The sequence below is a fragment of the Methylocystis sp. ATCC 49242 genome (genome assembly GCF_000188155.2).
Taxonomy (GTDB): Bacteria; Pseudomonadota; Alphaproteobacteria; order Rhizobiales; family Beijerinckiaceae; genus Methylocystis.
This window is the reverse complement of record NZ_KE124774.1, coordinates 1,396,056-1,407,770: the sequence shown is the minus strand read 5'-3', so window position 1 is coordinate 1,407,770 and position 11,715 is coordinate 1,396,056. Positions and strand designations below refer to the sequence as shown.

10 protein-coding genes and 1 pseudogene are annotated in these 11,715 nt (G+C 51.4%); 2 read left to right on the top strand and 9 right to left on the bottom strand.

From position 1 onward, the window contains the following. Positions 1-458 precede the first annotated feature (458 nt). The 8 genes and pseudogenes from MET49242_RS24105 to MET49242_RS08875 all read right to left on the bottom strand — a co-directional run bounded on the left by MET49242_RS24105 (position 459) and on the right by MET49242_RS08875 (position 7,889). Positions 459-1,294 (bottom strand): IS5 family transposase gene (locus MET49242_RS24105; protein WP_144259444.1). Its coding sequence is split into 2 segments (ribosomal slippage): positions 459-910 and positions 910-1,294, totalling 837 coding nucleotides; the frame shifts between segments, so codons are not numbered across the junction. A gap of 561 nt (positions 1,295-1,855) precedes the next feature. Next, positions 1,856-3,193, bottom strand: coding sequence for a lipopolysaccharide biosynthesis protein (locus MET49242_RS24100; protein WP_084678961.1), 1,338 nt, complete (start codon positions 3,191-3,193; stop codon positions 1,856-1,858). 130 nt (positions 3,194-3,323) lie between these two features. Then, positions 3,324-3,747, bottom strand: a pseudogene (locus MET49242_RS08895) (transposase); the annotation flags it as partial. 173 nt (positions 3,748-3,920) lie between these two features. Beyond that, positions 3,921-5,108, bottom strand: coding sequence for a glycosyltransferase family 4 protein (locus MET49242_RS24095; protein WP_084678959.1), 1,188 nt, complete (start codon positions 5,106-5,108; stop codon positions 3,921-3,923). A 359-nt stretch (positions 5,109-5,467) separates the two neighbouring features. Then, entirely contained in the window at positions 5,468-5,785 is a 318-nt protein-coding gene (locus MET49242_RS24090; protein WP_244430892.1) for a glycosyltransferase, read from the bottom strand. A gap of 71 nt (positions 5,786-5,856) precedes the next feature. Further along, a protein-coding gene (locus MET49242_RS24085; protein ID WP_144259444.1) for an IS5 family transposase occupies positions 5,857-6,692 on the bottom strand; the annotation gives its coding sequence in 2 pieces (ribosomal slippage) (positions 5,857-6,308 and positions 6,308-6,692; 837 coding nt in all). Positions 6,693-6,702: 10 nt separating this feature from the next. Beyond that, positions 6,703-7,428, bottom strand: a complete 726-nt coding sequence (locus MET49242_RS24835; protein WP_144259520.1) for a glycosyltransferase — start codon at positions 7,426-7,428, stop codon at positions 6,703-6,705. A gap of 134 nt (positions 7,429-7,562) precedes the next feature. After that, positions 7,563-7,889, bottom strand: a complete 327-nt coding sequence (locus MET49242_RS08875) for an FkbM family methyltransferase (protein WP_036282208.1) — start codon at positions 7,887-7,889, stop codon at positions 7,563-7,565. 102 nt (positions 7,890-7,991) lie between these two features. On the opposite strand from MET49242_RS08875, the gene MET49242_RS24080 reads away from it, so the two are divergent. Then, positions 7,992-8,827 (top strand): IS5 family transposase gene (locus MET49242_RS24080; RefSeq protein ID WP_144259444.1). Its coding sequence is split into 2 segments (ribosomal slippage): positions 7,992-8,376 and positions 8,376-8,827, totalling 837 coding nucleotides; the frame shifts between segments, so codons are not numbered across the junction. Between the two features lie 103 nt (positions 8,828-8,930). Continuing rightward, entirely contained in the window at positions 8,931-10,214 is a 1,284-nt protein-coding gene (locus MET49242_RS24830; RefSeq protein ID WP_144259534.1) for a hypothetical protein, read from the top strand. Between the two features lie 15 nt (positions 10,215-10,229). On the opposite strand, the gene MET49242_RS08855 is transcribed toward MET49242_RS24830, so the two are convergent. Next, a protein-coding gene (locus MET49242_RS08855; RefSeq protein WP_371212545.1) for an IS3 family transposase occupies positions 10,230-11,415 on the bottom strand; the annotation gives its coding sequence in 2 pieces (ribosomal slippage) (positions 10,230-11,163 and positions 11,162-11,415; 1,188 coding nt in all). Positions 11,416-11,715 lie beyond the last annotated feature (300 nt).

Sequence of the window (11,715 nt, the reverse complement as noted above, 5' to 3'; positions counted from 1 at the left end):
ACGACGACGTCGCCCGGAGAGAGCGTCGGAACCAGAACGTGATCGACACAGACCTGAAACTAGACGCCGTTGATCAGGCAGCCGAGAACCATCGTCGCCGAAGGTCGTCGTTCTTCATGATCGGTGCGGGAACGCCGGTGCGTAATGTTTGGCCTCTCGGGGCGCGCCTGTTCTTCCGGGCTGGCTCCCGCACGCGTCGTTCCGCGCCGACCGGCATTCTCCGCCGCGCTTATCGGAGGCGGGATTGCCGGTCGCCTTCTGCCGTTGACACTAGCGGATCGCGCTCACCGGGGAAGCGCCGCAGTGCTCCGCCGTCTGCCGCCGAGACATGTCGCAAGAGGCACTGGGCACCACGCGTTCCCGAAGATTGAACGAAAGGGCTCCTTCGACATTCCTGCCGCGTCGTGGCTCTGGTGCCGCTCACCAGAGCGAAACTTAGAGTCCGTCCCAGAAGTTAGTCAACAATTGCAGAGCTTTCGTAGCATGAGCCGAATCGACGCGAAACGCAGGAACACGAGCGCTGTGATATTGAGGTTTTCCCAATCCTTGGCCAGTCTTCTACAGCGGTTTAGCCAGGCGATTGATCTTTCGACGATCCAGCGCATGGGCAATTTCACGAAGCCCTTCGCCTGATCGGATCGTTTTATAATCTCGATTTTGAGACACGGTAGGATTTTGCCCGTTGCGTCGGCGAAGATCGGTCCCTGATAGGCGCTGTCAGCCAACAGCTTTTCAAGAAAGGGAAACCGCCCATGCAACGTCGAAAGCAGCAAGACGCCGCCGTCTCGGTCCTGAATGTCGGCGCCGTGAACGACGGCGCCCATCAACAAACCTTGCGTATCGACGAGTACGTGGCGTTTCTTGCCTTTGATCTTTTTGCCGGCGTCATAGCCATGCGGATCAATGCGCGCCCCCCTTTTTCCGCGCTCTTCACGCTCTGACTATCGATGATCGCCGCGGTGGGGCTCGCCTCTCGTTCCGCTCGTTCGCGACACATGACGTAGAGCGCGTCGTGCATGCGATCCAGAACGCCGCACCAGGCCCAATCGCAAAAATAACGATACACTGTGCTCTTCGGGGGAAAATCCTTGGGAATGTACCGCCATTGGCATCCCGTGCTCAGCACATACATGATGGCGTTGAACACCGCCCGCATGTCCACTTCACGCTTGCGCCCGCCACGCTTGGCCGGAGGAATAAGCGGCGCCACATGCCCCCACTCCTCGTCCGTCACATCACTCGGATAACGTAACCTGTCGCGATTGTATTTCGCCCGGTTTGCCTTCGTCCACATCGACGGCCTCCTACGAATCAGACCGCCTCCCATCCATCACAACAGATTCATTCGATTCAACATCTTTCAGGACGGACACTTAGACGTTCGGTTGATAGCGACGAATATGTCGAGTTTATCTTCGCCAACCGCGTGTGACGGCGGAAGGCGACGATGATCGCCTCCCCCTCGACCGTAAGAATCGCATTGATCTCTGTTTCTACGGGCCCGTGCGCTCGTCGCAAACCGAGGCCCACTTCTTCCACTTGGCGATGGTCTTCGGGTTGACGCCATACCGCTTGGAATTACCCGGGATCAACCACCTAGCCCATAGAGACCCTTCCGACTTGCGGAAAGAAGAGGGCACAGAGTATGTCGCCGGAATAAGACCATCCCTATTGAAGCCCAGAAATCCGACGACCGTGTCGCAGAAGGCGATCGCCGGAGCGGCCAGAACCGAGATATGCGGCGCGTCGCGGATGGGAAGCCCGGCTTAACCCTCGACACCCTCGAGCCATGGTAGCATCACATATTCACATCTCCGCGTCCGAAGGCATTCGAATCCTCGCACTGAATTAGATTTTAATAGTTCCTGATCCTAGAGCCCCTTAGTATCGAGATAAAAGGAGAGAAGTCATTTTTGAAAACTTGCGCACTCCCAATTAGCATATGTACGGGAATATTAAATTTCTTAGTTATTTGGCTAATGCAGAAAATAAGCGAGACGAGGGCTGAAAATAGCGTCACCATTGCTAGACCCATTGACCCGTAATAATATGCGAACAAAGGCGCCGGAGCCAAAGCGATGAATGCTAAAGCTTCGTTGGATGATTGGAGCCGCCAATCTTTCAACACAATTAATCCCGTGTTCATTACACCTCTAATACAAGCTGCCACAGCAGAAATTCCTAGTATTTGAGAAACTGAAATTGCGGATTCATAATTTTCACCTAAAATAATATGCACAATTATTGGAAGAATAAACACAAATGCACACGATATGACCAGTCCGAAGAGGAGGGAAACCCTTGAATATCGGCAAAAACACTCAATTTTATCTGGATACGTTTCATTTGTGCCTATTGCAGGTGCAATAATAGATGATAACGATCCGATCGTTACTGTAATTGGCGCGGTTGCCAATGTAACTGCAACAAAATATATGCCTATCTGATCGAAAGGAAGCAATGTAACCGCTATAAATTTATCGAATTGGTCTCTGAAAATATTAATTATGCCCGCCAAATGAAGGAACATTCCATTTCTAATTAAATTTATTGAGCCAGGTAGGCTGCTTGTAAAATTTGTATCGAAGTCTTGCGCGTACCTGATTATCGCTACAGCCCAAGTTCCGATTACATAAGTTGACATAATCGTTGTAATATTTAGAATTCCAAACAAAAAAAGAAAGATACTGCACACAAGAATCGTTACATGCGGCGCAATCCTGTAAATATTCAATGTTTTTATTTCTCCATACCCATTAGTGACTGACAAAAGGTTTTGGCTAAGCAGGTGTGCCGGCAATATAATGGCCGTATATACCAATGATACTAAATATCTTTCGTCAAATTTCATCAAAATCATAAAGAATGCCGTCGACAAGACGACATCAAGACAGGAAACTATGGCTGTTGACATTAATACTTTTGAAACTAGGTCTTTTCTGTTTTTGTTGCCATGCGCTGCCTCTGCAAGAATCGCCGATGGAAGCCCGAGCGTGGCTATTGCCTGAATGAGACCGGGCCAAAACATCAGGTGCGCTAACTCCCCACGGCCCTCAGGGCCTAGCGCGCGAGCGATCATAATACCAGTAATCATACCGGCCGCACTAGACAAAATCCCAGATGCAACTGTGCCTAGCCACCTCAGTGTTGTATGAATTACTTCACTGCGTGTAATTGAGCTGACCCAGTTCATATTGAATCCTGTCTTTGATACGTCAAGACTACCATTGCAACTCTTTAATGAACTACACTTCTCGGCGCCTTCGATCGCGCGAAAAGATAAAGCTTTCCTTCCTTTGTTCTAAATTGGACAATCTCAATCTGGAAGAAGCTGACTGGCAAGTGGCGGTCTTTCCAAGAGACGAGGCGTATTGCGGCGCGACGCCGACCGAGTGCGCGCCCTTCTTTGGCAAGGCCGTGTCGTCGACGATCAGCCAGGCGTCGGCGCCGCCAACCATCTTGTCCGCTTCGACAAGGAGAGCCATTTCCAGCGGCGCGGCGTCCCACACGCCGCTGGCGATGAAGTGATGAAGCTGGTCGTAACCAACGTCGCCGTCGCGCGCCGCCATAGGCTGGACGCTCTTGCGATCCCCCGGGCCGATCAGCCCCGCGACATAGGCCGGGCACATCCGCGCCCGCGTCTTGTGTCGAAGCGCGCCGATAAAAGGCGCTAGCCACTGCTCGAGATCGGACTTCCAGCTCTCCTCCATGGTCGGCCCTCCAAAACGCCGACCACCCATGAATCACGCAAAATGATCCGAGGGAATCCCAGTTTCGGCGATTTGTTGAGCCATTTTGCAGGCCTATTTCACGATACAATCGCGAATCGCGCTTGGCCTTAACCCGTCATCCTTCACGGCGAAACAGGACATGGATGCGCGTTTTCGAGTCAGAGATCACAAACCCGTCAAGCTCAGAGATCAACCAAATGAATCGGCTATGCTTATAATAGTCCGACGGAAATTATCCCATGTGAAATCAACGGCCACTCTTGCGATCGATTCGCGTGTGCTTTGCAGTTCCATTTTTGCGGCGTCATTCATAGCCATCGAAAGCGCATTTACGTCACTCGCCGGAACAGCAGCGCATGCGAATGACGGCAGTTTTAGGGTAGGCAAGCAGGAGTTTTCGGTGCTGATCACATAGCACCCCGCAGAAAGCGCCTCCAATATAACGTGCCCAAATCCTTCCACTAAAGAAGGTAGAACAAAAACGTCATGTGATAAATACATCTGCGAAAGCTGCTCCCGACTAATGTTACTAACAATGTCGACATCCCCCCGAATATCTTCGATGAAGCTAGTGATATCAAATTCCACGTTGCGAACTACCAGCGTTAGTCTTGAGTTTGGTGGACGATTCAGAGACCAAGATCGTAGTAATATATGCAAGCCCTTCCTGTGCAACCCCGTGCCGACAAATAGAAACCGCTTCACGGCATGCGGCATCTGAAGCCGGGCCCGTTTTTGCTCAAATATATTATTCGCCCCGTAAGGCACCACAAAAATCGGCTTACTACCTTGAACTATTCCCCGCAATGATGTGGCAGTGAATTCGCTTGCACAGACAATAATATCTGCTAATTCGATCTCTCTGATGTTTCTACTGTCCTCAGGGAGAGTATTATAGCTGTCGACAAGCTTCGATAGCTCGGGCCACTTCTTTGCATCTTCTCTAAGAATGTTACGCTCAAATTCTCTATAAGGATGATATTGAAATAGTATTTTCGGCACCGTTGATGCGGACTTAAACGCTTCATATGCGTATCCAGCGTATAAAAACAAGCCGCGATCAGGTAGTCTCAAGTGAATACTTTTTATTTTATTCGCTATTATTGATTGACCGCTTATTGCTTTTCGCATATTGTACCGATCAGCCATGAACGCCGACGGCACTTGTATAACTTGATGAAGCTCAATATATCTAGTGTATCTAGGAGCAGATGATTTGATTATCCCGGAGCTGTGGAGTGCGCCTGCAATTATTTTTGGTAAGTATAAATCTGTAACAAGCGCAGATAGCGTTCCTTGCTGAGCTAATGCAGCAGGAACTTCGTAATTATCTCTCGCCCCAGCAAATCCAACAAAATATTCTCTAGAATAACTCATCGTCTCTCCCAATTTTTTTGGCTACCGCAAAAATCATAGACAATTACGATGTCTTCAAACTACGTTCTAGAATGCGATCTTGATGTTGAGAGGGTAGCGGCGGAGCTGGATAGCCAAAATAGCAAAAGCACGATCCAAAATAATGGCGCCTCTGCGCCAGGTCGCCGAGTGCAATGTTGATGCCTTGTGGAACAGGATCGGCACTCTACCCAATGAGTTCACGCCAATCGAAAGCGGAAACTTCCTCGCCACTGCTGGCCTGAGAAGAAGCTGCTCGAAGGCCAAAGGCAAACCCGAGCGTGACGGTCGCCCATCAGGGTTTTCTTGGAACAAACTGATCAGAAACTACACAAATAGAATTAGCTTCGATGGACGTGCTGCATTTGAAACGCAAGCCTTTCGTATGAAGAGATCATAGTTTCCTGAGAGAAATGTACCTCTGCGTAATTACGTGCTAAAAACCTAATTTTATTGTTAACCAGAAATGTTGCCGCAACCATTTCGTCGACGGAGTCACATATAAAGCCATTTTCACCGTGTTTAATCATTTCTGATACTGAGCCCCGCTTCAGCGCTATAACAGGGGTACCGCAAGCCATCGCCTCTACCATAACATTTCCAAAGGGCTCCTCCCACTCGATCGGAAATAAAAGCGCGCGTGCTCCGGATAGAAGCACGCACTTTTGAGAATGATTAACTTCCCCCAGCCATTCCACGCCACTTCCTAAGAGTCCGTCCCAGAAGTTAGTCAACAATTGCAGAGCTTTCGTAGCATGAGCCGAATCGACGCGAAACGCAGGAACACGAGCGCTGTGATATTGAGGTTTTCCCAATCCTTGGCCAGTCTTCTACAGCGGTTTAGCCAGGCGATTGATCTTTCGACGATCCAGCGCATGGGCAATTTCACGAAGCCCTTCGCCTGATCGGATCGTTTTATAATCTCGATTTTGAGACACGGTAGGATTTTGCCCGTTGCGTCGGCGAAGATCGGTCCCTGATAGGCGCTGTCAGCCAACAGCTTTTCAAGAAAGGGAAACCGCCCATGCAACGTCGAAAGCAGCAAGACGCCGCCGTCTCGGTCCTGAATGTCGGCGCCGTGAACGACGGCGCCCATCAACAAACCTTGCGTATCGACGAGTACGTGGCGTTTCTTGCCTTTGATCTTTTTGCCGGCGTCATAGCCATGCGGATCAATGCGCGCCCCCCTTTTTCCGCGCTCTTCACGCTCTGACTATCGATGATCGCCGCGGTGGGGCTCGCCTCTCGTTCCGCTCGTTCGCGACACATGACGTAGAGCGCGTCGTGCATGCGATCCAGAACGCCGCACCAGGCCCAATCGCAAAAATAACGATACACTGTGCTCTTCGGGGGAAAATCCTTGGGAATGTACCGCCATTGGCATCCCGTGCTCAGCACATACATGATGGCGTTGAACACCGCCCGCATGTCCACTTCACGCTTGCGCCCGCCACGCTTGGCCGGAGGAATAAGCGGCGCCACATGCCCCCACTCCTCGTCCGTCACATCACTCGGATAACGTAACCTGTCGCGATTGTATTTCGCCCGGTTTGCCTTCGTCCACATCGACGGCCTCCTACGAATCAGACCGCCTCCCATCCATCACAACAGATTCATTCGATTCAACATCTTTCAGGACGGACACTAAATAAGGCTTTATTTGACTGTCGAAATAACTCTGGCACTCATCTCCTGGGGGTATATTTCCTGCTATTTTGAGTGATAGCCCAGCAAGCTTTGCTACCTTGATTGCTGTATGAGCTCCTTTGCTTGGGTGGAGGCGACCAAGGAAAGCTAGATATGTTCCGATTTCGCGTGAGAAGGGAAAAGCATGCAATGGTATACCGTTTGGAACCGTGGACCAAACACCCCAATCAATGTGCCGACGCTGCGCGTTACTGACACTTATGTGGTGTATATGGGCACACTTCGGAACGAGAAATTCATCCTCAGCAGGGATATCATTACCCCATCTTTGCAGAATTGGCTTCCTCATCCTCATTAACAACCAAAGATAATCCAGACGTGAAAACGAAATGATAACATCATGCTTCCGCGCAATCAAAGCGCTCTGAAATTGGAAATGCAACTTTGACTTCGCCCTATAGAAGAGTGATTGTTTCCTTGGAAATGAGTAAGTGACAATACGCCAAGGCCCGCTGGAACCTTCGCCCGCCAGCAGTGTGACATCGTGACCACGATGATGTAGGCCCTCTGCAACAAAATAGCAGACCCGCTCAGCGCCGCCGTAACCAATGGGAGGCACCGGCACCGTTGGGTTTGCTATCAACAAAATATTCATCTGAGTTCCTGGGAGAAGGCATCATCTGCTTGCAAGCACGACCTCGACAGCAATCTCCAAATCGCTGGAGAATCGTCTAGGAGTTAATTCGGCTACATATAAACAGGATTGAAAGCACTCTTGAAACTCGCGATCTAATGTAGAATGAAATGCTGATCATAAACGCCAGAAGCATCTCTTAGGTAGAGCGGTCTATAGTTAAACGACTCCATAATTATGTATATCTGTTCATGTCCGCTATTCTTGTCAGTCTCACCAAGCGTACGCGACGCCCCCATCTCAACAAACAATTCATTAATTATATTTCTCTTCAAAGCGTTGATCATCCCATTAAGCACATTTAGTTCAAATCCTTCCACGTCGATCTTCACATAAATATTTTTGTATTCATACATCTCCATAATGTGGTTCAGTATAGCGTCGATCGGCAGTCCGACGACCGGATATAGCTCGCCGTCCATCTTACCATCGGAGATTTGGCTTAGTGTCCGTCCTGAAAGATGTTGAATCGAATGAATCTGTTGTGATGGATGGGAGGCGGTCTGATTCGTAGGAGGCCGTCGATGTGGACGAAGGCAAACCGGGCGAAATACAATCGCGACAGGTTACGTTATCCGAGTGATGTGACGGACGAGGAGTGGGGGCATGTGGCGCCGCTTATTCCTCCGGCCAAGCGTGGCGGGCGCAAGCGTGAAGTGGACATGCGGGCGGTGTTCAACGCCATCATGTATGTGCTGAGCACGGGATGCCAATGGCGGTACATTCCCAAGGATTTTCCCCCGAAGAGCACAGTGTATCGTTATTTTTGCGATTGGGCCTGGTGCGGCGTTCTGGATCGCATGCACGACGCGCTCTACGTCATGTGTCGCGAACGAGCGGAACGAGAGGCGAGCCCCACCGCGGCGATCATCGATAGTCAGAGCGTGAAGAGCGCGGAAAAAGGGGGGCGCGCATTGATCCGCATGGCTATGACGCCGGCAAAAAGATCAAAGGCAAGAAACGCCACGTACTCGTCGATACGCAAGGTTTGTTGATGGGCGCCGTCGTTCACGGCGCCGACATTCAGGACCGAGACGGCGGCGTCTTGCTGCTTTCGACGTTGCATGGGCGGTTTCCCTTTCTTGAAAAGCTGTTGGCTGACAGCGCCTATCAGGGACCGATCTTCGCCGACGCAACGGGCAAAATCCTACCGTGTCTCAAAATCGAGATTATAAAACGATCCGATCAGGCGAAGGGCTTCGTGAAATTGCCCATGCGCTGGATCGTCGAAAGATCAATCGCCTGGCTAAACCGCTGTAGAAGACTGGCCAAGGATTGGGAAAACCTCAATATCACAGCGCTCGTGTTCCTGCGTTTCGCGTCGATTCGGCTCATGCTACGAAAGCTCTGCAATTGTTGACTAACTTCTGGGACGGACTCTTAAGGCTGGCGTCGTGGCAAACGAGCCATATGGCATCTTGGGAGCGGGTGGCGGAAAAGCTGAGAGAAGTAATAATTAACTGATGATCGAGTCAATAATATTTTTCGGATTCGTGTGCTTCATAACTGCGTCAATCGCCTTTAGATACAGTTATGACACTTTACATCCCGCGATTATTTTTTCCGCTTTATTCTCATTTGTTTATGTTCTCCAACCACTTGTTTTGATAGCTAATGATAGCGATAAATTTGTTTTATTCAACGGCTCAGAAGATAACGTAATAACATATGAGTTCATTGTATTATTGATATTTGTGAGCTTAATTTCTGGTATCTATGTGGGCTCCCGACGGCGGGAGATGTCATCTTCGCTAGGTTATAATGCTTCGCATCTTACAGTGTTGGCCGGTTTAGTTGGCCTTACGGGTGCTGGTCTTTCATTTTTCTATTTATTTTCGTTTGGCGGCATATCTGAGGTTTACGGGCGTGCTTACGGAGCTGTGTATATTGCTGATGGATACATCAGTGAAGCGCGTAACATGTCAGTTGTTGCTGTACCGCTTTTGTTTATTGCGAGAAAAAAGGAGGGTATGTTCTGGCGGCATTGGGCCCTGCTCGGTGTCATTATCTCACCAATGTTGCTCCAAGCGATCCTTGGTGCTAGGCGGGGCCCTTTAATTTTAGTTTTCATGTTGCTCATCGGCGGATATGTCGGAATTCTGAGGAAGAAAATCCCGATTGTATTGGCTGCCGTTTCCGTAATATTGGTTGGATATGTCGCATTGTTTCTCGTGTCCAATCGTGATGCAATTTACGTTGGATCAAAGGCAGAGTTTTCGAGGGGTGCATTTGAAGCAATCAAGGACCTTTATGGTTCTGAATACGTTTATGGAAATAGTATAATGAGGTACTTACTCGGTGGAGGCGATCCTTTCATGGGCCGAAGATTGTTTGGGCATATTTTGGCTCGTGTGATCCCTTCGGCATGGTGGCCAACCAAGTATGAGGAAGTTGCGTCGTACCTAAACCTGATAGGTGTTGATTTTCACGTGAATAATGGGGTGCCGATCGGGTTGGTTGGTAGGATGACCGGGTGGATGCCTGCAGTGGGCGCAGCTCCCGGCTTTGTAGCTGAGGTTTGCTTGGAGTTTGGCCTTGCTGCGCCAGTTTTTGCATTCTCTATTGGTTACTTCTTTGCGAGCGCCTGGATAGCTGCTCGGCGGGAGTCGATGTTCTCAAACGCTGTTTACCTATTAATGGCCTCGATGTCGGTATATCTCGTGCTCCAGTCCTTGGAGGCATTTACCTACCGAATAATTCTTTTTGGGATACCTACGTTGCTGATTTCACGTATGGTATCCTCATGACCTGCCCCTGAACTTTCATCCAGCGGCGGGTTGAGTCCTTCCGGTTGATACGCCCGAGGGCGCGAATGGAGCAACAGGCGATCGGCGGAGTTGGTCCGGGTTGCGCAGCCGATCGCCTGTTGCGGTGAGATTGGCCGCGAAGGCGGCGGGCGTCGCATAGCCGAGGGCCGAATGCGGGCGGCGGTGATTGTAGTCCTGGGCCCAGGCGCTGATCTTCTCCCGGGCATGGTCGAGCCCGAAGAACAGCGTCTCGTTCAGCAGTTCGTCGCGCATGCGCCCGTTGAAGCTCTCGCAGAAGCCGTTCTGCATCGGCTTGCCCGGCGCGATATAGCGCCACTCGATCCTGTTCTCGCTCGACCACGACAGCACGGCGTTCGAGGTGAACTCCGTGCCGTTGTCCGAAACGATCATGCCGGGCCTGCCGCGCCATGCGATCAGCGCCGACAGTTCCCGCGCCACGCGTTGGCCCGAGATGGATGTGTCGGGGATCGCCGCGAGGCATTCACGCGTCACGTCGTCGACGATGTTCAGGATGCGGAACCGGCGTCCGTAGGCGAACTGGTCATGCACGAAGTCCAAAGACCAACGCGCATTCGGCCGCGCCTCGACAGGAATGGGCGCCCGCGCGCCGACAGCCCTTCGGCGGGCGCGCCGCTTTCTCACCGTCAGCCCTTCCTCGCGATAGAGCCGGTAGATGCGGTTCTTGCCCGACGTCTCGCCCTCCTGCCGCAGCAGCACGAACAGCCGCCGATAGCCGAAGCGCCGGCGCTCGTTGGCGAGTTCCCGCAGCCGCTCCCGTAACGGCTTGTCGGTCGGCCGCTTCGAGATGTAGCGGACGGTCGCGCGATCGACGGCGACAATCTGGCAGGCCCGACGCTCCGACAGAGCCATGGCGGCTCGCAGATGCACAACGGCTGCGCGCTTGGCGGCGGGCCCTACCATTTTTTGACAAAAGCTCCTTCAGCGCCGCGGCTTCCAGCATCTGATCGGCCAGAAGCTTCTTCAGCCGCGCATTCTCTTCTTCGAGCGCTTTCAACCGCTTGGCCTCGGAGACGTCCATGCCGCCATATTTGGCCTTCCAGTTGTAAAGCGTCGTCTCCGACACAGCATATTTGCGAGCCAGATCCGCCGCCTTCGCGCCCGCCTCGTGCTCCCGCAAAATCCCGATGATCTGCTCTTCCGTGAACCGCTTCTTCTTCATCTCGTCCGTCCCGATATGGCCGGACTCTAATCGCATCTGGTCGAGTTTCTCAGGGGCAGGTCACTCACGGCGAAATCAGATAGCATGAGAACAGTCGTTATTTTCAAGAATTTTGGTCCGTATCACTTGGCCCGGTTGGCGGCACTTTCCGGAGAGATGGATTTATTCGCAATACAATTGGAAGCGTCTACAAGCGAGTATCCATGGGATCCAACAGTAGCTACGTCATTCAGATCCTTTACACTGTTACGAAGTGCGTTAGGCTCAAGAGCGCGAGAAGCAGAGTGGGAGCTTCGTCAG

Bases quoted from the DNA above. Each gene is read 5' to 3' on its own strand.
- MET49242_RS08875 (WP_036282208.1), bottom strand. From the start codon at position 7,889: ATGGACGGCGAGCTATATCCGGTCGTCGGACTGCCGATCGACGCTATA.
- MET49242_RS24095 (WP_084678959.1), bottom strand. From the start codon at position 5,108: ATGAGTTATTCTAGAGAATATTTTGTTGGATTTGCTGGGGCGAGAGAT.
- MET49242_RS24100 (WP_084678961.1), bottom strand. From the start codon at position 3,193: ATGAACTGGGTCAGCTCAATTACACGCAGTGAAGTAATTCATACAACA.
- MET49242_RS24830 (WP_144259534.1), top strand. From the start codon at position 8,931: ATGATCGAGTCAATAATATTTTTCGGATTCGTGTGCTTCATAACTGCG.
- MET49242_RS24835 (WP_144259520.1), bottom strand. From the start codon at position 7,428: ATGAATATTTTGTTGATAGCAAACCCAACGGTGCCGGTGCCTCCCATT.